Below are 26026 nucleotides of genomic sequence, written 5' to 3'. Positions count from 1 at the left end.
CATGTTGATCGCTGGATTCAAGGCAAAATATCCCAAAATGGGATAATCCGAAACCGACATTAGTGGCTGAGCCGGTCTTTACCTGACCGGTTCGCCTACATGCCCAAATCTCTTCGATCTCCCCGCCACCAGCGGTTCTGGCCCAGCTGACATCGCTGCGCAATGCAAAAGGCATGACCCAGGAGCAGGTGGCCGAGAAGCTTGGCCGGCCGCAATCCTTCGTGGCCAAGTATGAGGGTGGAGAGCGGCGTCTCGATGTCATTGAGTTTCTCGACGTAACCGCGGCCCTTGAGGCTGACCCGTGCGAGATCCTGTTGAGCCTACGATCATAGCTGGCGCCGGCGGGCTCGCGAAGCGCACCGGCTGCCGCGACCGCCGGCTCTTCTTCGGCAAGCTCATGCGTCTCAGGCATCCAGCGCGCCGCTGACGGGCGGCAGCCTTTCGGCTATTGAATGACGTGGCGCCTGACCGACCATTCTTCGTGCGCTCGGATCACTAGCTGGAAGCATCCCGCCTTCGCTGAGGCGCTCTTCGGCAAACGGGGTGCGTCCAGTCCGACTGGAATTATCCTCGATTACGTGCGCGACGCATCCGCGTCTCTTGTGACAGCGCGACTGCGTGGCCGCTCCGGGTCCTCTTCGTTCCGGTGTTTCGAATGTGGTCCGCCTTCTACGGCGGCCTTTCCGGTCGCTTTCGCCCACCCCGCGTCCGGGGGGAGGGCGCGATTGGCGAACGGAGGACCAGACAATGCGTGCAAACAATAAGTTTTCCGGCAGCCGAGAGGCTGGCGCCGCCAAGGGCGGGCGCTCAGGCGCTTGCCTCATCAGCAGGTCAAACCGCGTCATTGCCGAACTCGAGCGCGGCTCCGTCCCATGGTCCAAGCCCATGCGAAATTTGTATGTGGCTTAGCGGCCCCCGCGGGCTCTATCTGCACGCCCATCTTGCGTCCAGATCACTAGCATATGCAAACTGAATTTGACATAGGCTGCGCGGCCATCAATCCTCACGAACACCCCGCAGATAGGCGTCCCAACTTTGTAAAAGGGCTTGAACGCCTACGCCGCAAATGCGGTAGCAGCATGCAAGACTGAAATTTTGAGCGAGCTTATGATAGAACCTGAATTGGCCTGCACCTCTCGACAACGTTCAGGCACTTCGAGGTGATGCGGTCGATCGAGCACACTCGAACTCACGGACGGTAGTACCTCGAGGGCCTCGCTTCCGATCCGCGCGAACTCCGGCCGGGATGAGGGTTTCGCCGGACCGGCCGACCACGTTTGAGCGCAGAGACAAGGCTGCCGACACGATGCGCTCACATTAATTGACATGAACAGCGGCACCTCCCGCTTCGAAGAGGCGCTGTTCACATCGACGGTCGTGGTGCTGCATCGCGGGCGGATTGTCTGTAAGCGTTGAGCCGCACCTGACACATACGTCCTGATCCGTCACGAAGTCTTACGCCGGCGCGATACGACGCGGACGTGAAGAGAGCTAGTCTTAGCCGTCCGCAGGAATGAGCAGACCGTATTCCGTTATTTGCAGAGGCCGTGTTGGCGGATTTACGAATCTTCTGGTACTCCGCGACGCATAGTCCGACGTTTGCAGCCTGACGTTGTGTTATGTCTTTGCTGTTTAGAGGACGACGTGCCTTCTACCGTCGCGGGAACAGTGCTGAATTCGGGGCGGTAAATTGAGTCTTTGGTATCTGGATTATAATGGGGATGCTTGGGAAGGCATTTGCAACGTTCTCCTCGGCACGAAATACGGGACGGATTATCAGCCCATCGGCGACAAGGGTGGCGATCTAGGATTGGACGGGCTCAATCTACGAGCCGGTACGGCATACCAGGCGTACGGGCAGGAGCCTGAAAACAAGGATCCAGTATCCGGCGTTCGCAAAAAGATCGGAACTGACCTCAAGAAGCTGCAACTGAACGAAAGCGAAATAGCCGCGATCATTGGTAGTAAGAAGCTTCGGAACTGGGCCCTGCTCCTTAACAAGGAAATTCCCCACAACGACCTGCATCGATACGCAAAGCAAAAAGAGACAGAGGTCAAATCGTGGGGCCTTTCCATCATAGATCCGGACTTTCAAGTATCCATTCAGACACCATCGTTTCTTGAGACGGAATGGCTGGAGTATCAAAAACGGCGCGACGACAGGATAGAAGTCACGGTTGAGGATCAGCCCGTCCCCGCGCTCGTCGTTTTGCGACAAAATGAAAATTTTAAGCTCGTCTATGAAAAGTTCCGTGTCATTACGGACAATGATGAGGAGGCTGAGCAACTTGCCTATTTCGAATTGAAAAACTTTCTGGAAAATTCGATTCAGCTCAGCGAAATCCAACGCCGAGAACCTGACTTCTTCAGCCAAATTGAGGAAATTCGTTCAGACATCGAAAATGATGCCGAGCAGGGCAGCATCGCGGTCGGCTCCTGGAACTCATTCTCCCACGTTAAAACGACGCTCGAGGCCCGTCTCAACGCTGTCGTAGGCAGCCGTCTCGGCACCAAGACGCTGAGCAGGATCAGGAAGTTTACGATTGCAGACTGGCTGGTTCGCTGCCCTTTGAGGTTTAAGAGGAAAAGGTCGCTGCAGTGAACCCTGCCGAAAAGATCGAAATCGAGTTCACCCAGCGACCCGTCGATGTGCCCGCCGACCTAAGGCTCTATCGGCGGCTAGCCATGGTCTGCATCTCCGTGTCGGAATGCTGCCGCGCCGGCTCCGCATCGTTCAAGCAGCTTCATTTTATCAATTCGCTATTCATAAACGAGGATTTCCGAGGTCCGTACATGGAGTTCAGATCGGTCAGATTTTCGCCAAGGATCCTTGCGCCGTCTGCCGACCCCTACCTGAACCGATGTGTGAACTATGCCATGGGAGCGGGTCTCCTCGATCAGAAGGACGTTCAGCGTGGCTTTAGGGTGGAACTGACCGATAAGGGAACGGACTTTGTGAAAAGCCTCAGGAGCCAACAACTGGCGCTGGACGTATTTGCACTGGCCAGGGAAGTAGGCAGGATCTCTGAGAACGAAGTTCAGACCGTCATGAGGGAGGGCATCTAAATGCATCTCAGATATAGTCGAGTACGCCTCGAGGCGAAGCTTTTCAACGGTAAGCTCGCCTCATGCGAGGTCGAACTTCGTCCCGGCGCAAACCTCATCCTGACGGACAGCAACACACAAGGCAAAAGCACGCTCGTCAACGCTCTCGCGGTCGGGCTAGGATTAGACGATCTCGTGAAAGGCAATGTTGCCGCTCTGGTAAAGGACACATTGAGGGGCGCACAAGGGGATCAAAGGATTGTCGAAGCGGCAATTCTCCTCGAGATTGCCAACGCTTCTAATGAACTCTTGACCATCCGTCGATCCGTCAAACCGGAATTGTCACGCGGGATGCTGGTTCGGCGCGGGCCGCTCAGCCAATGGAGCGAGGCCGGATTGGAGGAATATTATTTGGGGTCAGGATCTTACACGGACACTAGAGGTTTCCACCGTTTGCTCTCCGAGTTCATCGGCTTCCCGGAGGTTCAAGTTATCTCTCAAGACGACGGCGTGATGCGGCTTTACCTGGAATACATATTCTCCGCGATTTTCATCGAACAAAAGCGCGGATGGGCGGATATCATGGCGAACATGCCTTATTATCGGGTCCGTGATCCCAAGAAATCCACCATCGCCGAACTTCTGGGACTCGACTACATCAGGAACAATCTGCAACGGAATGCCCTTAGGCTGGACGAGCAACGGCTGAAGGCGCGCTACGACACCGGAATCGCCATTCTTAGACGTCACGTAAACGGCAGACAGTTTTCAATTAAGGGTATTCCCTCGGACATCGGCGTAGGTTCATTCAGCCCGCAGATATTCAGAGTGACGGAGGGAGAAAAACAGCAATCCCTGGCAGATTTGCTGTCAGCCGCTGAGGCAGATCTCGCCAGCAAAATCGCACTAGCCGATCTTACGCCTCCAGATCCTAGCCTGCAAAGTCGGATAGACGAGATCTCAAAAAGGATCACAGCGCTGGTCACCAGGAAGAGCGAGCTCGACAACGCGATAGCGGCCATTCGCGGCAACGTTCGTCGTTATCAGCAGCGTCTGGAGGTGCTCGCACGGGACCTGCAAAAGAACAAGGAGGAGCTGAAAATCCGCCGGTTGTTCAACCGGGACGAATGGGCGATCACAAGTGCGTGCCCGGTTTGCGAGCAGTCGATCGATGGCACGCTACTGTCGCAGATGCGCAGCTTTCCGACCATGTCAATCGATGAAAATGTCGAATACATTACCGACCAACGAAACCTCTTGCAGGACATCATTAGCGTCGAGATCGCCAGGCGTGAGCGTCACCAGGTCGAATCAGAGCAGCTTGGAAACGAAATCAGTATTGCTCTGACCCAGCAGTCGGAAATCCAAAAAAGCCTGGCTGGTGCAATTCCATCGGAACTAATGGCGCGTGCCCGCGACATCGCGCGAATAGAGAACGCGATAGGGAGTTATCGCGATCTGCTCGACCAGACTAGCAGCGAGCTTGCCGCTCTTCTGAACATTTGGAACGAGTATCTTGACGTTGCTGGAAAGCTTTCGAAACTGAGGAGTGACCTGAGCGCTGACGACCAAAGCCTTCTACGGCAATTCCAAAGAACGTTCAGAGATTATCTCGGGCGCCTAGGTTTCAATTCTTTCGAGATCGGCTCCATGGTGATCGATGAGGGCTCTTTCATGCCGAGAGTCATCGTAAACGATCGTGACCGGCGGGTTCGGGCCGATTTCGGGACCTCGGCTAGTGACTGGATCCGCATCATAACGGCCTTCGTGCTCGCCCTTCACGCCAGCCGTGATAACTCCCAGAAAAGCAACCATCCGAATCTGACTGTTTTCGACGAGCCTGCCCAGCAGAACATCGACCGACAAGATTACCTCAAGTTCTTCGATATCGTCGCAGACGTTTGCAGGAAGGGGGGGCAGGTTATCGTTGCCGCGACTGACAAGGATCACGCGGTTCGGGCGAGGGCACAAGGCCTTCACATGCACGTCATCGATTTCGGTTCAGAGTATATTCTGCGATAGAGCTTCATCGCCTCCTCGTGCCTTTTGCTAACGGCCCACAGTGCGCCAAGTATCATTCTGCGCAGTATCCGCATCACGAGGATTGCTGGCGCGGCGCTTCATCGACGAGGGGCTGCGGGCTACATCACTCCGAAACCGCAGTCGTTCAGCCGTTCATGAGGGAGCCCGGGAGCGGCTGCCATATTCTCGACGATACCGCGTATCTGTGCCGCAGTAGGGTTCGGCTCGGCTTGTGAGCAAAAGCCTACCGCCCCCGAGATGCAAGGGCTCGCCTAACCCGTGTCGTTCATCCAAGGGCTCGGCATCACCGCCTAGGTCATTGGCGGCAAGCATTTCGGTGCAGGCGACGTTTGGGGCCTTGCGGCGCGTGCGGGTCGCTGACTTGAGGTGATGTGAGCCCGGCGGCCCACCTCGTCGAGGTTAGTCACCGAAATAACGCGCTAACCGGTGGCGAGCGGACTGACCGAAGACGTATCCACATTCTGACTTCGCCGAAAGAATGATACGGGCCATCCCCGAGGTCGGCACCGGATCGTTGCGCTCGACCCAGGCGTGAAAGATATCATCGCGAAAGGAGGCTTTGGAGTCGAACCTCAGATCCCCGACATTACGCCGACGACTCAACAGGGGTGTGAATAGATCGAGATGTAGTTCGCTGTTGGCTGGTGATGAACCTCGTTGTAGATGCTGCATCGTGAGATCGGAAGCTGTAAGTCCCAAGGAACTCGCCTGGTTCGATCGGGCCGATCCTATCGCCGTTCGGGCCGGATGATAGAATGCCTGCCGTTCGTACCCAAGATCGTTCTCGTTTCCCAAGGCGTCTTTGATGCGCTCGCCGATCGGTTCCCATTCGAGTACGTGGTCCCGGCCTTGGAATGCGTGAACCGGGTTGGTTGGAGCGAAACGTAAGTCAACTAACGAACCCACGCATATTGGTAGGTATGACGAGGTTGAGAACTAGCTATGTTCTCTCACGGAGAACAAGTTGTGGAATGAGCCATTGAACCTCGTCCCCTAGAAGCGCTTTGCCGATCCCACCGATGCGCTCCTTAGTGGGGATGCCGGTTATCAGAGGACGCGAAGTGGCGAAAGTATACTTGGATTTGGTCGAGGCCTCAATGGCACCTCCGTGAGGAGGAGGTTTGGGGCGAGAACAGTGGGCCTCGTAGCTGAGCGCTCGGTCAACACGCCGCCGACTTTCGTTGAAGTAATTGCTGGTGAATCGCGTCCGGAAGCTCAACGCTGCCCATCAGCTCCAAACTCAGGATTAAGAAGGTACACACGATGGTCGATAGGGTTTTTGATCGCAGTAACGCTCTCTATGTGAAGACAGTTCCCGGAAAAGGGCGTGGTTTATTCGCCAATATTAATTTTAAGATTGGAGATTTAATTGAGCGAGCTCCAACGTGGGAATTTGACGATCGACAAGCAAATGTCATAGATCTCACAGGGGTACTTCAATATTACTTCGTTCGGGGCGACAAAAATCAAAAAATTGGTCCTTTGGCGCGCTATGTTGTTTTTGGACTCGCGTCGTTGGTAAATCATTCTGTGAACCCTAATTCAGAAACGGTTTGGGCTGATGAAGAATCCGGCGCATGGGCCAGCCTTGTAGCAATTAGAGACATAAAGGCGGACGAGGAAATAACACAAACATACACGAACATCTCTGATTATCCGAAGACTATTAAGTTCGTTGAATGATGTGCGACAGCCAGAACGAAGAGGTCATATTTGGCAAAACTCGGAAAAACATCCTTAATTTACTTGTAAAAAACAACGAAGGTTCAATGTGGAGAATAGCATGTCAGACATTTTTGCCTATGACGAGAGTAGGGCTTCCACATATGAAAAATTTACCAGCTTATTAGGGAAAGTTGCGGAGGCAGACGAAACTGCTGCCCTCCTCGAGCAACTTTCCAGAGGAGGAGGGGCTCTTGAGCTCGGTATTGGCAATGGGCGCGTAGCGGTGCCGTTGAGCGAGCGGGGAGTCAGGGTCGAAGGCATCGACAATTCAGAAAGCATGTTAAAACTTCTCGCCAAACGTACTGATGTGATCAAAGCCTGGAAGGGGGACATTTCCGATTTCAGCTCAGAACAACGCTACGATCTGGTCTATTGTGTTTATGGCACATTCACCCTGCTCTCCACGCGCGAAGAGCAAATAGCCTGCCTTCGATCGGCTGCGGAGGCGCTAACAGAGAAGGGGGTTGTGGTAATAGAAGTTCGTGTTCCACCCTTGGACGGTTTTGTCGGCGGCCAGAAAACTACTACGATGTACGTTGATCATGAGAATACCTTTGTCAATGCGGTACTCCATGACCCAGTAAACCAGAACTTGACTTCAACCATCCTCTGGTTTTCTGGTACATCCGTCAGACGTTTACCACAACGCGTTCGGTACGTTTATCACCAGGAGCTCGATACAATGGCCGAATGCGTTGGGCTGGAGCTGGCGGAGCGTTGGGGAGATTGGGCGAGGGGCGCGTTCACCAATGAATCCAAAGGTCACATCTCAGTTTACCGGCGAACCAGCTTGTAGTTGGTGACCTGCCTCTGAAGGTTCGTCTTAGTGAGAGCCTCGGCGGTCAGCCGATGTCAATCTTTGGGCCGCCCTTGGCCGGACGCTGCCTGGGGCCATACCTCAACCTTGGGCCGGTACTTGCGCCGACTCACGTTCAAAAATGGCGCTGGCCGCGCGGTAAAGACCGCCCTGGTCTAAGTCCCCGCCATGCCCAGCGGCTACACCTATAACGGTTTGATCGATCCGTCCGGCCTGGGCATCATCGAAGAGACCTGGCCAAGACCGACATGACGCCTACCCATGCTGGGCACCACGTGACCACTGGCTGGTCGACAAAACTGCCACGGGCACGCGGGCTAATTCATTCTGCTGTCTCAGTTGCCTCCTTTCTGTCACAGGGCCCGCGATTGCTGCTCAAAGCTCATCCCTCGCAAAGCCCTTATCTGGCGGCCTCATGTCGCCCCGAGACGACCGCGCTCTCGGTAAACGATACCTCTTGGCAACTTGGCGTCCGTTCGGCGAGTAGAAGAGTGACATTATAACAGTGCTTCTTGATCGCATTGAACGGGGAGGCCAGCATTTCGATTCGCCCGGAGATTACGCCCATCCCCTGCGTTCGCGCTCGAGCTGAATCCAGTCGAACACGTGGCATCCGCACCAATTGGCTCGTGAACCGCGCCTTCGAGGTCCAGAAGGCCGTTTATTAGGCGCGGCCTGCGAGCTTCGATACTTAGGATACGTTCGTGCATGCCGAACGGCTCCAATTGGTAAATCAAGCCCGCATCCGCTCGCCCTTCGGGTCATACATCGGTTTGAGGGAGACTTCCGCGGCAAAGCATTCGCCGGCGATCTCAATCTCGTATGAAGAGGAGAGCAGAGCTGCCTCGCTTTCGTCCTTGCACGGTACATACCCAAGGCCGATAGCTCCACCGAGCGTGTGCCCGTAGTCTCCGGAAGTGATTGTTCCGGCGATCCGACCGTCTCGGAAAACGACTTCGTTCTTATGAAGTAGAGGGGCAGGGTCTTTAAGGCGGAACTGAACCAACCGACGGTCGAGTCCCGTCTCAAGTTTTCTCAGCACCGCATCGCGGCCAATATATCCAGGCTTTGCCGTCTTGACAGCGAAGCCCAGCCCCGCTTCGAGCACGTGTTCCCCGCTGCCAACATCGTCGGGGAGGTGCCGACATGCCTTCTCCATGCGGCACGAGCCGAGGGCATGGAGCCCACACAGCTTGAGTCCGACATCGGCACCCGCCGCCTCGATTACTTCGAACACATGTGCGGCTTGGTCAGTCGAAATGTAGATCTCCCAGCCCAGCTCGCCGACAGAGGCCACTCTATGGGCCCGCGCCAGACCCATCCCGATCTCAATCTCCTGCCAGGTGCTGTAAGGGTTGTTCTCGTTGGAGAAGTCATTCGGACTCACTTTGCCGAGCAGTTCGCGCGATTTCGGTCCCATCACTGCCAGGATGCTTTCCGACGCCGACACATCGACGATAACAACGAACTCGTCGCCTAGATGCCGCCTAAGCCAACAGAGATTGGTTTGTAATGTGAGGGCTGACACGACCAGCAGGAAAGCAGTCTCCGTGAGACGACTCACGGTCAGATCGCTCTCGATCCCGCCTCGCTCGTTCAGCATTTGCGTATAGACGATCCGGCCAACCGGCACGTCGACATCATTGGAGCAAAGTCGCTGGAGGAACGTGGTAGCGTCTCGGCCCTCCACTCGGATTTTTCCGAATGAGGTTAAGTCGAAGATACCAACGCGTTCGCGTATCGCCAGGTGCTCTTCGCGCTGATTATCGAACCAGTTTTGGCGATACCAGGAGTATCGGTATTCACGCTCCTGGCCCTTCCTGGCAAACCAGTTGGCTCGCTCCCAGCCCACCATCTCACCGAACACCGCCCCACGTGCCTTGAGATGTTCATGAATTGGCGAGCGTCGAATGCCGCGTGCTGTTGTCATCTGACGAGCGGGGAAGTGGTCGCCAAACGAGAGTCCCACTACCTCCGAAACCCGCTCTCTCAAATACAAACGGTTTTTCTGTAAGGACTCCATCCGACGGATGTCCACGCCCGACAAGTCGAAGGGCGGCTCATCGTCATTCATCCACTGCGCCAGCGCTAAGCCCGCACCCCCTGAGGCAGCTATTCCTGTACTGTTGTAACCACATGCGACCCAATAGCCCCTAACACCAGGAGCTTCACCGAGGTGGTATTGGTCGTCCGGAGTGAAGCTTTCCGGGCCGTTGAAGAAAGTACGAATACCGGCTGTTGCCAGCATCGGAACTCGCTTGAGAGCCTTCTCAACAATGGGTTCGAAATGCGCAAAGTCCTCGGACAACTGATCGAAGCAGAAGCTTTCCGGGATGCCGTTCATCCCCCACGGCTTCGCCTTCGGTTCGACTGCCCCAAAGAGAATTTTCCCTGCATCCTCCTTGTAGTACGTATATTCGTCGAGAACTCGTAGGACCGGCAGTCGATTTAGCCCATCTATTGGCTCTGTAATCATGTAGAAATGTTCGCACGCATGCAATGGAACCGCGACGTCACTTCTGGCGCCGAATTCCCGTGCCCACATCCCCGCACAGTTTACTACGTTATCGGTTTCAATTACCCCTCGCTCACCATCCTTCTCCCATGTCACGCCCGACACCCGTCCGTTCCTCGCCTGAACACCGGCTACCTTCACTCCCTCAAAGATTGCGGCGCCACGCTGGCGTGCGCCTTTGGCCAGCGCCATCGCGACGTTGCCTGGATCACATTGTCCATCATTAGGGAAATGAAGCGCAGCAGTGACATCAGACACATCGATATGAGGGTACATTCCCTCGAGTTCTCGCACAGAGATCTTTCGCGCCTCCACGCCGTAGGCGGGTGCGAGAGAGAGTTGCCTGTAGAGCTCGTGCTTGCGCTCTTGGGTAACTGCGATAGACAATGAGCTGACGCGGCGAAGTCCGGTTGCAATCCCTGTCTCTTCCTCCAGGCTCGAGTAGAGTTGCATTGAGTACTTGGTCAATTTCGTCATGTCGCTAGACCCGCGAAGCTCGCTGAGTAATCCGGCGGCGTGCCAGGTCGTGCCGCACGTAAGTTGCTTACGCTCGAGCAGGATCACGTCCGTCCATCCTAGCTTCACTAAGTGATATGCGACGGAGCACCCCGACACGCCCCCTCCGATTATGACGGCTCGTGCTTTGGAAGGCAGTGGCTTCATTTCCGATACCTCAACCCGGCAAAATTCTGGTGCGACTATCATTGTAAGCTCCTGTTCAGTTTCTTTTCGGCACCCTCGCCAGAGCCAGGGGGGCGCGCCGTCCAGTTGTTCGGGATGAATGGTGAGCCTGGCGAGACCACGAGGCCACCGCAGGTCGCTATCCCTTGTCGCCCTCGCGAAGAGTGCCCGGCCAGAGCCGCATGGCGGGCTGGCGGGCGACGGACCGCGGCCGTATGGCGCCAGGACCAGAATAGTCTTGGTCGGGCATGTAACGGCGGAAAGCACCTGTCCTGATCCGATGGCGCGCGCTTGGTCGGGCGAGCGCCATCGCAACTAAATTCTTTCCGATCCAAGTGCGGCTGTCTTCGGCGAATGAGTAGAACGGATTGCTCTGGAAGTTGCGTTTGTGGTCACGAACTTTCCGGTATCGTCTAGCCGTAGCCAAGCTCGGGACGTTCGACGTGCCGGCGTTACTCGATGCCGATTGGAAAGCAAACGCACCTTCTTGCGTCGGCTCGGGAACGCTCGGTGTCGCGGGGGCGAACGCATGTTCGGCGAACGTGATCATGGGATTGGTCCGTGCGGCGCGGCAGTGCTTTGGTAGATTGGGACAGCACGTGTCGTGCCAAATGAGAAAATCATTTCAGAACAATGAGTCGCTCTGACGGGATTTGTGTCTCATGTCCGACATCGTCACAGATCCGTGTGCAGACGATCGAGCGGCTGCGTCCCCAGCGCTGGACGGGGAAGCAGATCGCTGCCGAGGCGGGTGTCTCGCCGGCAATTGTCAGCCGCGTTCTACACCGGTTGGGCCTCAAGGAGCTGAGCGCCTTGGAACCCGAACCCGTTCGCCGCTATGAACGGGAGCATCGGGCAAACTCATTCATCCCGACCTCAACAAACTTGGCCGCATCGGCTAGTCTAGGTGGGGCATCGCATCACTAGACGGCGGACAGGCACGGTCAACCGGCATCTCGGCATTGGCTGGGAGTTCGTCCACGTCTGCATTGACGGCGCCTCTCGCGTCACCTTCGTGCAGGTCATGCCGGATGAGCGCAAGGCGAGCGCCGCTGCCTCCTGGAGGCCGCCGTCGCCTATTATGCCAAGCTGGGCATCCGGGTCGAGCCCGTGATAACCGACAGTGGCTCCTGCTACCGGTCAAAGGCTTTGCGGGCAGCCTGCAAACGTCTGGGTCTACGCATTGGGGGGGTAAAACGCCGATTCCCTGCGCGAATGGACGATGAATCGTGCAAATCGGTCCAGTGAAGCTGATATAAGCGAGCGACCTCCTTGGCTCAACCAACAAATTCCACCCAACCCGCCCACCATGTTCCGGATTTCGATCGCAAGCTGTAACCGAACCAGTTCTGCCGCCGCTGTCCTGTTGCCCAACGACCAGGACCTCTGTGCGGCGCGCCCTGCGGGTGTACCTCCCCGCCGGCAGGGCGCCCTTTTTGACCCACGTAATCAGAATCATTATGGCCCGTCCGGAATCGAGGGTCTGGTAAAGGTCATCTGCACGTTCCGATGCAGATTGAGCTTAGACGCGCCCTTTACATCATTGCAGCGGGCCACGGTCGCCGGTTCCAAAGTGCGGCAACGCCGAAGATATCTTCCTTCAGATCACAAAGAGCAGAATAATCATTGCGGTGAATTTTATCACACCAGGCATATAAAAGGACGATACTCTTACGCCATCCCCGTTCACAAGGAAAAGGCATTTTAACATTGTTGAGACGATTTGCCTGTCAATGAAAAGAAAGCATCGCAACACTTCTTTCCGGATCACGGCGCCCCGGGTGGGGGATGAACGGCTACCCGAATTGTTATGCTAATGCCGACCCAAATTCCTGCAAAAGCTGGGTCAATGATGGCTTTTGGTCAGCGCAGGATGATTTCTCCTGATTCGGACGGTGCAGGGGCGGTCATGATTTAATGCATGGAGATTCTCTGATTGAGCTGTTGAAAGATCAAGAGGCGTCTGCCAGACGCCCATCGGGCGAGCCCAGCATGATTGGGATGACCGGCGAAGATCGAAAGTGTGGCAGCATTCTGGAGCCTGGTCAGCCCAGCGACGCCCGCGAAGTCAATCGCGTTTGTCGGGACATACACGACGCAGCCGGAAGGCGTGCAGAAAGAGGAAGAATCGAGCGCGACGATGACGAGGGACCTGCCACTTGTTTTCGAGACATTCCTTGAAAGACTGTCACAGAGTATCGATGAGGCAGATTTCCGGGATGCCATGGCTGAGGCGGCCGGACGGCTTGACCTAATCTCCTTTGCCTACCTCTCCTTGCCAGCACGGCCTTCCGGCAAACCGAGGCTAATTTCGAACTATCCACCCCGCTGGACCAGACAGTATCTGGAAAATCAGTATGAGAAACTCGATCCTGTGATCTTGCGTGCTCGAAATGGCGGCTGCCCGTTTCACTGGGGATCGAATTTGGGAGGCGATAAAATGTCGCCGGCTCAACAGCAGCTATTCGATGAGGCGGCTCAATTCAGCATCTGCTGCGGTTTGACGATCCCAATTGTCGATCTCCGCGGCCGCATCGCTGCGGTTACTTTTGCCGCCGATGAGCCTCGTCCAGTATTTCTTCGGGTCGCTGAGCGGTACGAACAAGCTCTTCAGCTGATGGCGGCTTGCTTTCATCGTTGCGTTCGCCGCAAACTGCCGAGCGATCGAACAGTGGATGGGATTTCGCTGACATCCCGCGAATATGAGTGCCTGCGGTGGGCAGCGCGGGGTAATTCAGCCTGGGTGACCGGCCGCATCTTGGGCATCAAGCCACGCACGATCGCTTTTCATTTGGACAATGCCAAGAAGAAGCTAGGCGTGCGAACCCAAAATCAGGCTATAGCCCTTTTGGGGTCCGAAGGGTCCTCAATTCTCTGAGAAGCTTTTTGATCCCCTTGTGCTCGGGCCATTCGATCGCGCGCTTTGTATCGAGCGTTGACTGGATGCCGAGATCTTCTGTTCCGCCGGCTCGGTCAGGGCGATGCAGCCGTATTCTTCCAGTCCGCGCCGGTGATCTTAGTCTATCGGTGCTCGAGCGGGTGTTTCGTCGCTGACGAGCTAGTCGTGCGGTTATATAGTTTCCGAGGATGGCCCGCTTGCAAACTTGCCTGCCGGCAATCTCTAACCGTTGACTTAGGGCGATGGCTATCGGTTATCCGGCTTGAAAGCGAAGAGGTGGACCCTTCGGGGTCGAGCGCCGGCACGATATGGAGTGCTGCTCCGGGCTAATACCCATCCAGACAGAGCGGAACCTTCTATCACGTCAGACGCTCGGGCGAATTGCCAAAACCCGATTTCCTGGGAACTGAATTGTGCTCGCCACCGGGTCCATTTTGCCGGCGCGTCTGTGGTGCAGGTCCCGATCAGCCTGACCACTGGCTGCCACCGGAACTGCCTACTTGTATGACCGAGCACTGCGCATTTGTCAGCTGGCGAACAATTCCTTGTAGCCGCTCGTCACCATCCAGTTCGCACGGTCGAGATGACTACGAAGCGCCTTCCTGGCGCGCTCCGGTTCAAGTGCCGGATCAATGCCGAGGATCAGATGGGCCATTTCCTCTTGGGGCGCCTCATCGGCTGAGGCGTCCAGGAGCCTCATATAGGTGGTAAAGTGCGCCCTGTCGTAGGCGGTAAGACGGTCAGACCAAGGGACTTCGTCGAGCAGTGTTGGGCTTTGAATCCTATCTGTTCCCGTTGATCGATTCATGTCTGCCGCGAACCTCGCATGTTGATCGCTGGATTCAAGGCAGAATATCCCAAAATGGGATAATCCGAAACGGGGATTAGTCGCTGAGCCGGTCTCTACCTGACCGGTTCACCTAAATGCCAAAATCTCTTCGATCTCCCCGCCACCAGCGGTTTCTGGCCCAGTTGATCTCACTGCGCAAGGTCAAAGGGCTGACGCAGGCGCAGGTGGCTGAGATGCTTGGCCGTCCGCAATCTTTCGTGGCGAAATATGAGGGTGGAGAGCGGCGTCTCGATATCATTGAGTTTCTCGACGTAACTGCGGCCCTCGACGCTGATCCGTGTGAGATTCTGTTGAGCCTGCGGACGTAGTGGGCGCCCGCGCCCATCACCGCGCGTGCCGGGTGCCGGTGGGTCGATCCCTGCTTTTCTTGGCTCAGGGCGTCTCGACCATTCCGCTGCGCCTCCTCCTAGCGCGTCGTTAGACTCTCGCAATTCTCTCTGTTGTGCCCTTCCCAGCAGGTGGCGCCCCATCCTTCTAGGCCCGCCGCGGCGTCCCGCAACCCTTAGCTAGGTGTGAGCTTTCAGTAGGTTGTCCATCCGGTCCTTCGGATGCGGTGAGGCTCAGACGGCGGGCCCGTTCCTGTCATGACTCGCCGCCGCACCGCTTCCTGGGAAGCAGCCATTGGCGAGCGGAGGACAAAACGATGAGACAGCGAAGGGCTGGGCCATCCGCGCCGACTGGAAGTCCTCGCGATCATCTTCGAGCGCATTCGCGCTGTGGTGATGCGTCGATGCATGGTGGTTACGCGACTTCGTTGCTTCAAGCGAAGCGACCGCGCCGCCCATTTCGTCAACTGGCGAACAAATCCTTGTAGCCGCTCGTCACCACCCAGTTTGCACGGTCGAGATGACTGCGAAGGACGTTCCGTGCGCGCTCCGGTTCGCGTGCCGGATCAATGCCGAGGATCACATGGGCCATTTCCTCTTCAGTGGCGTTGTCGGCTGAGGCGTCCAGGAGCCTCATATAGGTTGTAAAGTGGTCCTTGTCGTAGGCTGTAATGCGGTCCGACCAGGGGACCTCGTCGGCAAACGGCGTGTTCGATTTGGGCTGTAACATCGCTAATTCTATCTCCGGAGAATGGACCGGCGAAGCCCGCTGGCTGCTAAATGTGGATTACATATTATAGTTGATAAACTCAAGCCGCCTGATCCGCTGGCTTGCGTGCATGGATATGCGCAAGTTGGTCGGACGGAATGTGCAGAGGATCAGGCAAAGGAAGCGTCTGACGCAGGAGCAGCTTGCGGAGATTTCCGGGTTCAGTCAGCAGTACATCAGCGGCTTGGAGAAAGGCCGAAGAAATCCGACAATTATCACGATCTATGAACTGGCATTGGCCCTCGGCGTCAGCCACATGGATCTGGTTCGGCCCGACAAACAGGCCTGATACACCCGCCCTCCAAGTAGCTGGCGGCCTGATGGCGCGCGCCGGGTGCTTGTGAACCCACGCTTTTCTTAGGGCCCCCCGGCAGCCCCTGCCATTTGGCTCGCCCTGGCGCGGCGCACCCTATTGGACAGTCGGCCGCTGCGGTTTTTGTCAGCCTTTCCTGGGGCGGTCGGCATTGCCTTTTAGGCCCGCCGCGGCCTCCCGCAACCTTCGCTCTCGCTTCAGGTCCTTCTCTTGGTTACGGTCCTTCGGATGCGGTTCGCCTCTTTCAGCGGGCCTAATCGCTTTCTGCCGCCCACCCCACGGGGACAGGCACGCGAGACTAGTATGGAGCGTTGCGGTTAGCGCACGAACAGCAAAGGAACTGAAAAAAACAGGCAACTGTCGCAGCATGGCTGAACCAGCCATCTTGTCGGCATCTAGGAGCCGCGTGTTCGCCTTGAGGCCCTGCCGGTAGGATCCCTGCAGTTGAAGTCATTGTCGGCATTCTGACAACGATGGACATGAACCGCCGAACTAAGGCGACCAGGTTGTTGTCTAGCAATGGTTTTCCGAATCGGCACGGCACTTGCGTTACCAAAAACAAGTACGCCGCGGCACGGATCGCCCAAGAGGCTGAACGACCTGATCTGTTTGACCCTCGCAGCAGGGTGGATGGCTAACACAAAGGAAACTTTGAAGGTGGACGTTTTCGAAAGTTCTCCAATACCTGTCAGGAAAACACGGACGCCATCTTTCTCGGTGGATCTAGCCTTGCTGGGAGTCGCATTCGTTTGGGGGGCGAGCTATCCGGTCGGGAAAGGCGCACTGTTCTACGCGCCGGTTTCGATACTTGTTCTTTATCGCTTCCTGATTACTACGATAATTACGGCAGTGGCTGCAAGACATGAGATCGCATTGGTCTCCTGGGGCGATTTCATCCGCGGCTTCGCATTGGGAACAATACTTTTTTGCATCTTTATTGCTGAAACTTACGGCGTTGCATCGACAAGCGCAATGAACACGGCCTTGATCATATCGCTTTGTGTGATTTTCACGCCGATCATCGACTATGGGCTATCACGGCGACTTCCACCTACGGGCATTTTGGCAAGTGCTGCCATAGCGTGCATCGGTGTCGGCATTCTCACTGGCGGGATCAGCAGGTTCAGCCCGGGTGACGCGCTTGTCTTGGGGGCCGCGATTCTGCGAGCGGTTATGGTCGTTTCCACCAAACGCCTTCTGGCCGGCCGGCAGATTTCATCTGCAGCCCTGACGGCCATCCAGGGATCGACGGTGGCAACACTTACTTTCGTTTTGGCCGTCGCTCAGTTCGGAATTTCAGGCCTTGTTGTGAGGGCCACCCTTCAGTTTTGGGGCGCTGTTGCCTTCCTTGCACTCTTCTGCACCCTCGCTGCATTCTACATTCAAAATGCCGCAGTGAGAAAATCCACACCGACACGGGTTGGCTTCTTGATGGGAACAGAACCTTTTTTTGGTTTCGTTCTAGCGCACCTTCTTCTGAATGAGCCTTTGACAGTACCGAGCTTGATAGGCGCAGGCCTCGTCCTCGCTGGGACGTTTGCTGGCATCTGGTTTGAGAGCAGGACATCCAAATGAACCCCTTCTTGGCTTCCACCAAACCCGCCATCGGCGGCATTTCGAGTTTTGAAGATCTGGAGGCTTTTCCGGACCGAACCGCACCAGTTGCAACCATGTTCAGCGGCGGTCTCGACAGCACCTATCTTCTCTACAAGCTGCAAAGCCTTGGCTTTGCGAACATTGAAGCTGTCGCAGCGGATGTCGGAACGCGCATCGATCAGCCTTTGTTGGAACGGACGGCAGCCATGTTCGGCGCGCGCTTTGTCTGCCTCGAAGGGCGGGATGCCTTTGTCGAACAAGGCGTGAAATCAGCCATTCGAGCCCACGCCAAGTACCTTGGCATCTATCCGTTGAGCAGTTCGTTGAGCCGTCCCATAATCGCATCTTTGGTTGTTAATCATGCAAGGTCAATCGGCTCACGGCTGGTTCTTCATACAGCAAACCTTTCTCAAAACAGTCTTCCGCGCCTTAACAATAGCATTAAGCGCTCAGGATTTTCCGGCAACTTCGGCAGTCCGTATGAATGCTCTGTGATATCCCGACAACAGAAGACCTCCGACCTGTCCAAGTGTGGAGCGACTTTTGTGGCGGACCGTACGTGGAGCGCGGACGAAAACCTCTGGTGTCGGGAATTCGAGTCGGGGCCTTTGGAAGATCCCGAGAACTTTTCCATCCCCGAGGAGGCATTTGCTTGGACGCGCAACATTCCCGCAGAGCAGCCGGTAGAGATCAAACTCGGGTTTGCAGACGGAAGTCTCGTGTCAATTGATGACCGTGATGTTGCATTGGTCGACGCAATCCCGTTCCTGAATAACACGGTCGGCAAATTCGGGCACGGCCGCTTTGTCGGGCTTGAACACATCACAACCGGCCAAAAGGTTCTCGAAGTCCGCGAGGCCCCTGCGGCGGCCATTATCTTCGACGCGCTGCGTCACCTCGAAACCGCTTCTCTTGACGTGGCATCAATCGTTTTGAAGCAAGGGCTTGAGCAAGCCTGGTCCCAAGAGGCGGTTTCAGGTGCATGGGGCAGTACTATTCACCAGATGTGCGAACGGGCCATTGCATCCGCCCTCGAGGGCGTTAGCGGGAGCGTCAGCTACATAGTCGATCACACACGCTTTTTACCTCGGTCGATCCGAGCCAGGACGCCGAGATACATTAGGGACCGCCACCTTTGGGAATACCAAGCCGCAACCCACATAGCGTCGTCCAAAGCGTTCCGTCCTCGCCAAGTCGCCAAAAGGGAGACACCCGTGGAAAACAACGCACCCCAGGCGCCGGCCAACCTCAGTCAACAATGCACTGACGGTCTGGTGACAAATGGATGGTGGTTTTCAAAAGGCGAGCGCGCCGAAGCCTGCTTTGGCATCGAAATTGATGCAGCCTGGAAGAACTTTGCTGACCATTGGAATCGACTTCTTCTCGATGAATACATGCGTGACGGCGGAACATATCGTTACCGGCGCTATAGCGCTTTTGAATATGACGCAACTGACGGAATCTTTAGGCTGCTACCCCACGCCCCCTACGAACAATCAAAAAGTGTCAATCATCTGAATGGCGGCTTCAAGCGCCACTTCGAGCCCCTTGAAAACTCCTTTATAGACCATCCCGTCTTAGAAAAGATTCTGACAGGTTTCTGCAGAATTCTATGTGAAGCCGCCCGACATGATCGTTGGAATATCAAAATCCATCCCTACCGGATTGTCGCGCGCGATGGTGTAAACGGCAAACCGGCACCCGAGGGCCTTCACCAGGACGGGGTGGACTTCATTGCTTGCTATATGATTGGGCGGGTCAACGTCACCGGCGGCATGAGCATGATCACCGACGCCTCAAAGGAGTTCCTCGGCGAGGTCGAAATGAACTCCCCGAATGATTTTGTGATCTGCAACGACCGCGAAACCTTTCACGATGTATCGTCGATTGTGGCCGAAAACCTGAAAAGCCGTACGCTTATCGCGACGTCCTTGTGATCGCCTTCGAGAAATTATAACGCCCAGCGCGCCGAGAGCATTTTCAACAAGGTTCAATACGGCTTGGTATCCTCTCGGGTGTTCCTGGTGCGGGAACAATGCAGGATTAATTTCTTGCATCTAAACACCTAGATAGCAGTTTCGCCTCCTCTGGTATGATGGTTTTTGGCCTCGCGGATCTCGCGTAATACGAATGACCGTGGTCACCCCCGATCTTCGCAAGAAAGTGAGAAATTATCCTCATGCTGTCCGACGAGGTGGTCTGCGGCTTCGGAGGCACCGGGAACTGGTTTGGTAGCCAGACATTTGGCATGGAACCGGACATGCTCTCGATCGCCAAGGGGCTTTCATCCGGTCACCTGCCCATTGGCGGCGTCATTATCTCCGACAAGATTTATCAATGCGTCGCTGACGAGGCCCACAAGGTCGGCGTGTTCGGTCGGTTTCACCTACTCCGGTCATCCGGTGATAGCGGCCGTCGCCGCCGAGGCGATCAGGATCTACCGCGAGATCGATTTCGTGACCCAGGCGCGTCGTCTCGGCGATCACTTGCATGCCCTCGCGGACGCGCTCGGCGACCATCCGCTTGTCGGTGAAGCCCGCGGCCGCGGCTTCATCGCGGGGGTTCAGATCGTCGAGGATCGTGCGCCCGTCGCGTCTTCGCGCCCGAGCTGAGGATCGGCGATGTCGAGCGGCGGTGCCGCGAGCACGGCGTCATGATCCGCAATATGGGAGACGTGCTTGCAATCTGTCCGCCCTATGTAATCACCGAAAGCGAGATCGACGCCTTGGTTGACGGCATTCGTTCTGCACTCGACGGCGCCGCTGCTGCGAATTCCCGGGTCGGTCGGGTGGCATGAGTTCCAGCATTAAGACCGACTGCTTCACTTCAGTGGATATTATCGAGCAAACGCTCACCCGAGGGGTGCACTTCATCCGTGTCCGGTACAAAACGTCACCCATGTCTCAGGTCGGGCACGCCGCTCGCCAACGACACCGAGTTCGGCCTCGCGGCCTACTTCTACACCGGCGGTCTCGGTCGCGCCTTCCGCGTGATGGAAGGACTGAAGTACCGGCGTCAATGAAGGCCTGATCACCACGCCGGAGGTGCCGTTCCGCGGCGTCAAGGAATCGGGCCTCGGCAAGGAAGGCGGCCTCCAGGGCATCGTGGATTATCTCGACACCAAACATGTCTGCATCGGCGGTCTCGGCCTCTAGTGGTTCCCGCCTGACATAGGAGTCCAATCAGAGATTCCCTTTCTGGCCTGCGCGTGCGAGTCTGGCGCATGCGCACAGGAAGATCGTTCACCGTTTCGTCGGCCGATCGCGTCCGTCTGACGGCGCTGATCAGGGATCGCAACGCCCCGCAAAAGCATGTCTGGCGCGCCGAGATCGTGCTTTTGCCCGCCGACGGCGTCGGCACCGGCAGGTCATGCGCCGCATCGGCAAGTCGAAGACCGACGTCTGGCGCTGGCAGGAGCGCTTTGCCGCGGAAGGCTGTGACGGGCCGCTGCGCGACAAGACGCGACAGTCGCGCATTCCGCCGCTCGGTCCCGATGTCGGCGAGCGCGTCGTGGCACTGACGCTTGCCGATCCGCCGGGCGAGAGGACCCACTGGACCGCCGACATGATGGCGCAAGCCGCCGCAATCAGCGCCAGCGCCGTCAGGCGCATCTGGAAGGCGCATGGTCTCGCACCCCACCGCTGGCGCCAGTTCAAGCTCTCCAATGATCCGAAGTTCGTCGACAAGTTGCGCGACGTCGTCGGCCTCTATCTCGATGCGCCGGCCCATGCCATCGTTCTGTCGGTCGATGAAAAGAGCCAGATCCAGGCGCTCGACCGCACCCAACCCGGCCTGCCGATGAAGAAGGGGCGGCTCGGTACGATGAGGCACGACTACAAGCGCAACGGCACCACCACCCTGTTCGCCGCCCTTAACGTCCACTATTGTCCCGTTGACGAGAATATCATCTTAGTTGCTTGTAACAATTTGTTCTCCACTTCCGTCTCCATCGTATCTCAGTCAACGCGATGGAGCAGGAAATAACTACAGACATTGTGAAAGTGGAAGAAGGCAGGGCAACCGGCTCTAATCGTGACGTGCCGCTCTCAGATTATGAGGCGGAAGCCCTAAGGCATCTTGCGGTGGCGCTGGGTGGCATTTCGACGACCATTCGGTCCGCCGCCTACAAACACGCGCTAAACTCTAGTCACGCGATGAAGCCCCTAAAGGAGACGGAGGACGCGCTTACCGACTACGACGCCTTGGCGAGGGCGGCGGGCCGAAAGCAGCCGAAAGCGGCGGAGGAGGACGACAGGAAGGGGGACGCCCTAGCGAGAGAGGCCGCCGCACAGGTCAGCAGGATCGTTCAGACCCGATCTTTCCCGCTGGAGCAGACCGCGAAGGGTACCGGTGGCGTCAACGGACTACGTTCGGCAGGTGGTCATGGCAGATAGTCAGCTTGGAGCAGTGTCGGCACTGGGACACGCGCGGCGAGTGGCTCCAGAACGCTTCCTTGCTTCTGTTCCCAGTGTAGATAATAATCCGGATGCTCCGCTTCTGACCTCTTTTTCGGACTATCTGAGCAGGGTGTGCGGACTGGAGTCAAAGTCCCGCGAAGGCGTTCTCCTAGGCAGCCGCCGCTTTCTGGATTGGTTCCATCACCACCATTCCCGGCCAAGACCTCGGCGCGTTGACGGCTGAGCATGTCCTTGCCGCTGTCGAACATCGGCTGTCACTATCGGCGACCTCCGGTACCCGCACCGCAGCAACTTCTCACATCCGGACATTTCTTCGGTTTTTGTATTGGGCTGGCCACCACGACCAGAATCTCGCGCGCGTCGTCCCCAGGACGCCCCACTGGCGTTTGGCTCATCTGACCCTCGAACTCGGCTACGGCCCGTCGACGGTCTTCTTCACATGGGTCGGATTCGACGAAATGGACGAGGTCACAGGCGACGGCCATGCTGAACTGCTCGACGACGGCTCCATCGAGATCACCTTCGTTATCACAATGGCGACGAGGCAATCCTCAAGGCCAAACGGGACACTTCTTCAACGGCCTGGTAGGAGATCCGTGTTCGCCTTGCGCTGACAAAGAAGCTCACACATGACGTCCGGGAGACGATGCCGCAAAGGATTTGGCCGAAGCATTCCACCCACAATACCAAAGCCCGTCCCGATCCAAAGCGCTTCTAAGCACTCGATCTCAGGCGCGAGGCCGGCTGGCCAGTGCACCCTCTTGGTCCGCCGGAAGAGAGCCCCGCCTCTCGACAATGGCTTCATGAGGTCTCGCCCTGCAGTGTCGACCGTAAAAAAGGGCGCGCGAGGCGCCCTTCATCTTAAACCGGCAGTCGGGAAGCGGACTTCACTTGATATTCAAAAGCGGTAGGTGACACCTGCGCCTATCAGCCAGGGATCGAGCTCCGCCTTCCCCGTCAGCTTCGCGCCGGCCACCGTGACGTCGAAGTCCGGCCTCAGGAAAAGCTTCTTCACGTCGAAGTTGAGGCCCCAGTGCTGGTCCACCATGTAGTCGAATCCGACCTGCAGCGCCGTGCCGAACGTGTTCTTCACCTTGAGAGCGTCAGCGCTGCCGGTGTCCTGGTTATAGAAGATCGTGTAGTTCACGCCGGCGCCGACATAAGGCTTGAACGCGCCGAGATCGGTAAAATGGTACTGCAACGTGAGCGTCGGCGGCAGCAGCCAAGCTTTGCCGATGTTGCCCAACCCACCGATCGTCCCTTGGCCCGCGATGTTGGCATAGGTGGTACCGAGTATGAGTTCGGCGGCGATGTTGTCGTTAAAGAAATACGAGATATCGAGTTCCGGCGTCACCGTGTCCGAATAGGAAAGACCGGAGCCGGGAAGCGTATCAACGTAGCCCAGATCTTTCGTAACGACGCCCAACGCCCGCAGGCGGACCTGCCAAAGGCTTGGCGCTTCGGTGACCGAGGCTCCCGTCTCCGCCAGGACGGTCTCTGCTTGCCCAGGCTCCGCGGCGACGGCCTGCTGTCCCACCATGATTAGGGCCACCGCCGCTGCTATTGCCCGCGCTACGCCCATTCGCGTTCTCGCCATGATATTCACTCCTTGATGTTCAGAAAGGATGCACTGCACTATTTCGTCTCCTGCTCGAATGAATCGTTGATGGAGCTCAAATGCTCCTCTTGCGTTGCAACGCGTACGGCCATCTCAGGAAGGTGATCGTTGAAGCCGATTGCGCTGCGCAGAAAATTGGTGCCTAGACTGATGAATGCGGCTTGCTCCCGATTGTCCTTGCCGTAGCCGTGCCCGCCTGCGCTGGCCTCGTAGAAGTAAGCGGGATAGCCAAGAGCCTGCAGTTTTGCGGCCATCTTGCGCGCATGGCCCGGATGGACGCGGTCGTCGCGTTTCGTGGTGGCGATCAGGATAGGCGGATAGGGCTGTCCCGGCGCCGCGGCGTGATAGGCGGAGATTTCCTTCAGGAAAGCCCAATCGTGAGCCTTGTCCGGATCGCCATATTCGTCGATCCAGCTCGCGCCCGCTAAGAGCTTGGTGTAGCGACGCATGTCGATAAGCGGAATTGTGCAGAACAGAGCCCCGAAATGCTCAGGATAGCGGGTCAGCATGTTGGCGATCAGCAGGCCGCCGTTTGAGCCGCCCTCGGCGGCAATCCGCCTCGGCAGGGTGATGCCCCTTCGCACGAGGTCGGCGGCAACGGCGGCGAAATCGTCATGGGCGAGACGCTTGCCCTCCCTGCGCCCGGCATCGTGCCAGCGGGTGCCGAACTCGCCGCCGCCGCGGATGTTCGCCTCCACACACGTGCCGCCGCGCTCGAGCCACAGCTTGCCCAGCGGGGAGTTGTAGTAGGGCAGGAGTGATACGCCGAACCCGCCATAAGCGGAAAGGTGAATCGGAGCATCTCCGTTCCCGTTCGCCGGACCAACCTGCGTATAGGGGATCAGCTCATGATCGATAGAGATTGCCTCGTGGCGCGTGACCACCAGTCCGGATGCATCGAAATTCTTCGGGCTACGCTTCAGGATTGCTGAAGCGCTGAGAGACGGCGCGGCATTGAGATCGAACAGCAAGAGCTGCGGCGGCGTGATCGGATCCTGAGCACAGACCAGGACCTCTCCATTGGTCTCGTGAACTGCCGCATCGAATGACCAGACGTCGACAGTCCCTTCGGCGGGCAGGGTGTTCAGGACTCGGCGCGTCCATTCCTGGTGGCCGGGAGTGAACATCTCGAAACGCGGTACGAGATCGACGAGGTAAGAGATAATGAGCTTCCCGTCATTCCAGAAGAATGACTGCAGGGAGCGCCTTTCCCCTGGTTGAAACAGGGTCTCAAAACGGCGACCGCCGGCGAGGAAAGAGGAAAGCGAGATGACGATCAGCGCGTCGGCGGGATGGGTGGTGCCTCCCACCGTCCAGGGCTTTTGCGGCCTTACCGCCAGCCAGTCGCCGAAGACCTGCCGCGACGCGTCGCGAGGAAGATCGATCTGCCTCCTCGGCCCGCTCCTGTCGCCGATCCAGCTGATCTTCTCGAAGAAGGCCGGCTGCTCGATGAACCAAAGGCGCTCGCTGCGGCCGGTGCGGTCCGAATGACCAGACACCTTGAGGCTCTGGAACCCGGCCTCGAAGATTACCGGCGTGGTGAGAGGATCCGCGTCACGCTTCCACACTCGCACGGTGCGCGCGTAGCCGGAGCGGGTGGCCATGCCATTACCAAGCGCACTGGAAAGCAGAAGCGTGTCAGGGTCCAGCCAACTAACGTAGCCTTTGGCCTCGGGGAGGTTGAAACCGTCGGCGACAAAGCTCAGAGAGATCAGGTCGAATTCGCGATGCACGACCGCGTCGCTGCCGCCGCGCGACAGGCGCAGAACGGCTCTTTCCCGTCTCTCCGGCTCGACGGACGCGCCGTCCCAGATCCAATCCTCTCCGTCGCTAGCCGCGAGAGCATCTAGATCGAGCAGTAGCTCCCATTGGGGATCCGCCTTCATGTAGGCGGCAAGGGTGGTCCGGCGCCACAGTCCGCGTGGATTTCCGGCATCTCGCCAATAATTGTAGAGGTACTGACCACGGCGCGCGATCAGGGGAAGGTTGTCGCAATTGTCGAAAATGGCTGTCAGAGCCGCCCGGTCGCGCTCGAACTGCGTTCCACCGAAGTGCTTCAGGGTCTTTGCCGACTGGCCGGCGGCCCAGGCAAGTGCCCGCTCGCCCTCTACATCTTCAAGCCAGAGATAGGGATCGTCGTCGGGAGCATCCAGCGTTGGACGGACATCAAATGCGTTCATGTCCGGACAGCCTTCAGAAAGAAGGGATAGAGGCTTCCGTCGGCTCGGGAACGCTCAGTGTTGGTAGCGGCGCCCACATGTTCGAAAAGCGTGATCATTGATGAGTTCTTCCAGTCGGTGCGGCATCGCAGGGCTTTTGCGCATAGGATCGCAACCGTCGTGCCAACTGGGAAAATCGTTTCGGAACAATGCGATCGCTCTGGAAGCGTTGTGTCACATGTCCGACATCGT

General features: G+C 57.2%; 20 protein-coding genes and 4 pseudogenes. 19 read left to right on the top strand and 5 right to left on the bottom strand.

Features of this window, described 5'->3' with window-relative positions:
- The first annotated feature begins 173 nt into the window (after positions 1–173).
- The 6 genes from BLT09_RS24840 (at position 174) to BLT09_RS24815 (ending at position 7609) form a co-directional block, all read left to right on the top strand.
- Positions 174–332 (top strand): helix-turn-helix domain-containing protein, encoded by a 159-nt coding sequence (locus tag BLT09_RS24840; RefSeq protein WP_245497214.1) that lies wholly within the window; start codon positions 174–176, stop codon positions 330–332.
- Positions 333–1690: 1358 nt separating this feature from the next.
- Positions 1691–2602 (top strand): hypothetical protein, encoded by a 912-nt coding sequence (locus BLT09_RS24835; protein ID WP_091597930.1) that lies wholly within the window; start codon positions 1691–1693, stop codon positions 2600–2602.
- Positions 2599–3066, top strand: a complete 468-nt coding sequence (locus tag BLT09_RS24830) for a hypothetical protein (protein WP_091597927.1) — start codon at positions 2599–2601, stop codon at positions 3064–3066. Before BLT09_RS24835 ends, BLT09_RS24830 begins: the two co-directional genes overlap by 4 nt.
- Positions 3067–5067, top strand: a complete 2001-nt coding sequence (locus BLT09_RS24825) for a coiled-coil domain-containing protein (RefSeq protein ID WP_091597924.1) — start codon at positions 3067–3069, stop codon at positions 5065–5067.
- A gap of 1284 nt (positions 5068–6351) precedes the next feature.
- Entirely contained in the window at positions 6352–6771 is a 420-nt protein-coding gene (locus BLT09_RS24820; protein WP_091597921.1) for an SET domain-containing protein-lysine N-methyltransferase, read from the top strand.
- Between the two features lie 100 nt (positions 6772–6871).
- On the top strand, positions 6872–7609 hold the full coding sequence (locus BLT09_RS24815) for a class I SAM-dependent DNA methyltransferase (protein WP_091598019.1): 738 nt from the start codon (positions 6872–6874) through the stop codon (positions 7607–7609).
- Positions 7610–8363: 754 nt separating this feature from the next.
- On the opposite strand, the gene BLT09_RS24810 is transcribed toward BLT09_RS24815, so the two are convergent.
- On the bottom strand, positions 8364–10808 hold the full coding sequence (locus BLT09_RS24810; RefSeq protein ID WP_091597918.1) for a GcvT family protein: 2445 nt from the start codon (positions 10806–10808) through the stop codon (positions 8364–8366).
- Between the two features lie 708 nt (positions 10809–11516).
- Between BLT09_RS24810 and BLT09_RS35100 the strand changes: the two are divergent.
- Positions 11517–12008 (top strand): annotated as a pseudogene (locus BLT09_RS35100) (DDE-type integrase/transposase/recombinase); the annotation flags it as partial.
- A 970-nt stretch (positions 12009–12978) separates the two neighbouring features.
- Complete coding sequence (locus BLT09_RS24800; RefSeq protein WP_413468423.1) at positions 12979–13704, top strand: helix-turn-helix transcriptional regulator; 726 nt, start codon at positions 12979–12981, stop codon at positions 13702–13704.
- A 547-nt stretch (positions 13705–14251) separates the two neighbouring features.
- Here the strand turns inward: BLT09_RS24800 and BLT09_RS24795 are convergent.
- The gene (locus BLT09_RS24795; protein ID WP_091597912.1) at positions 14252–14533 is read right to left on the bottom strand and encodes a DNA -binding domain-containing protein; all 282 of its coding nucleotides are present in this window, start codon (positions 14531–14533) and stop codon (positions 14252–14254) included.
- Between the two features lie 116 nt (positions 14534–14649).
- Between BLT09_RS24795 and BLT09_RS24790 the strand changes: the two genes are divergently transcribed.
- Positions 14650–14883 carry a helix-turn-helix domain-containing protein gene (locus tag BLT09_RS24790; protein ID WP_091597910.1) on the top strand — a complete coding sequence of 78 codons (234 nt, stop codon included), beginning with the start codon at positions 14650–14652 and terminating at the stop codon, positions 14881–14883.
- A 481-nt stretch (positions 14884–15364) separates the two neighbouring features.
- Here the strand turns inward: BLT09_RS24790 and BLT09_RS24780 are convergent, their stop codons facing one another.
- Positions 15365–15631: a DNA -binding domain-containing protein gene (locus BLT09_RS24780; protein ID WP_029354712.1), complete on the bottom strand. Its 267-nt coding sequence runs from the start codon at positions 15629–15631 to the stop codon at positions 15365–15367.
- A gap of 109 nt (positions 15632–15740) precedes the next feature.
- Here BLT09_RS24780 and BLT09_RS24775 point away from each other — a divergent pair, with 109 nt between their 5' ends.
- The 10 genes and pseudogenes from BLT09_RS24775 to BLT09_RS24735 all read left to right on the top strand — a co-directional run bounded on the left by BLT09_RS24775 (position 15741) and on the right by BLT09_RS24735 (position 22611).
- Positions 15741–15959 (top strand): helix-turn-helix transcriptional regulator, encoded by a 219-nt coding sequence (locus tag BLT09_RS24775; RefSeq protein WP_029354714.1) that lies wholly within the window; start codon positions 15741–15743, stop codon positions 15957–15959.
- Positions 15960–16640: 681 nt separating this feature from the next.
- The gene (locus tag BLT09_RS24770; RefSeq protein WP_236473635.1) at positions 16641–17558 is read left to right on the top strand and encodes a DMT family transporter; all 918 of its coding nucleotides are present in this window, start codon (positions 16641–16643) and stop codon (positions 17556–17558) included.
- Positions 17555–19516, top strand: a complete 1962-nt coding sequence (locus BLT09_RS24765) for an argininosuccinate synthase-related protein (RefSeq protein WP_236473636.1) — start codon at positions 17555–17557, stop codon at positions 19514–19516. The genes BLT09_RS24770 and BLT09_RS24765 overlap by 4 nt, the downstream gene beginning before the upstream one ends.
- Before the next feature lie 242 nt (positions 19517–19758).
- A pseudogene (locus BLT09_RS35555) lies at positions 19759–19917 on the top strand (aminotransferase class III-fold pyridoxal phosphate-dependent enzyme); the annotation flags it as partial.
- A gap of 64 nt (positions 19918–19981) precedes the next feature.
- Entirely contained in the window at positions 19982–20191 is a 210-nt protein-coding gene (locus tag BLT09_RS35550; protein ID WP_280141222.1) for a hypothetical protein, read from the top strand.
- Between the two features lie 41 nt (positions 20192–20232).
- Complete coding sequence (locus BLT09_RS35095) at positions 20233–20376, top strand: hypothetical protein (RefSeq protein WP_236473637.1); 144 nt, start codon at positions 20233–20235, stop codon at positions 20374–20376.
- 123 nt (positions 20377–20499) lie between these two features.
- Positions 20500–20734 (top strand): annotated as a pseudogene (locus tag BLT09_RS24755) (aldehyde dehydrogenase family protein); the annotation flags it as partial.
- Between the two features lie 68 nt (positions 20735–20802).
- Positions 20803–21458 (top strand): annotated as a pseudogene (locus BLT09_RS24750) (IS630 family transposase); the annotation flags it as partial.
- 89 nt (positions 21459–21547) lie between these two features.
- On the top strand, positions 21548–21973 hold the full coding sequence (locus BLT09_RS24745) for a hypothetical protein (protein WP_091597902.1): 426 nt from the start codon (positions 21548–21550) through the stop codon (positions 21971–21973).
- Positions 21974–22383: 410 nt separating this feature from the next.
- Positions 22384–22611 carry a hypothetical protein gene (locus BLT09_RS24735; protein ID WP_236473638.1) on the top strand — a complete coding sequence of 76 codons (228 nt, stop codon included), beginning with the start codon at positions 22384–22386 and terminating at the stop codon, positions 22609–22611.
- 284 nt (positions 22612–22895) lie between these two features.
- Here the strand turns inward: BLT09_RS24735 and BLT09_RS24730 are convergent, their stop codons facing one another.
- Together BLT09_RS24730 and BLT09_RS24725 are read right to left on the bottom strand one after the other, a co-directional pair.
- Positions 22896–23594 (bottom strand): OmpW/AlkL family protein, encoded by a 699-nt coding sequence (locus tag BLT09_RS24730; protein ID WP_091597899.1) that lies wholly within the window; start codon positions 23592–23594, stop codon positions 22896–22898.
- 38 nt (positions 23595–23632) lie between these two features.
- Positions 23633–25795: a prolyl oligopeptidase family serine peptidase gene (locus BLT09_RS24725; protein ID WP_091597896.1), complete on the bottom strand. Its 2163-nt coding sequence runs from the start codon at positions 25793–25795 to the stop codon at positions 23633–23635.
- Between the last annotated feature and the right edge of the window lie 231 nt (positions 25796–26026).

The organism is Mesorhizobium muleiense, assembly GCF_900099905.1.
Classification (GTDB): domain Bacteria; phylum Pseudomonadota; class Alphaproteobacteria; order Rhizobiales; family Rhizobiaceae; genus Mesorhizobium; species Mesorhizobium muleiense.
Note: the sequence above shows the minus strand (reverse complement) of the source record. Positions and strands in the feature narration are given on the sequence as shown.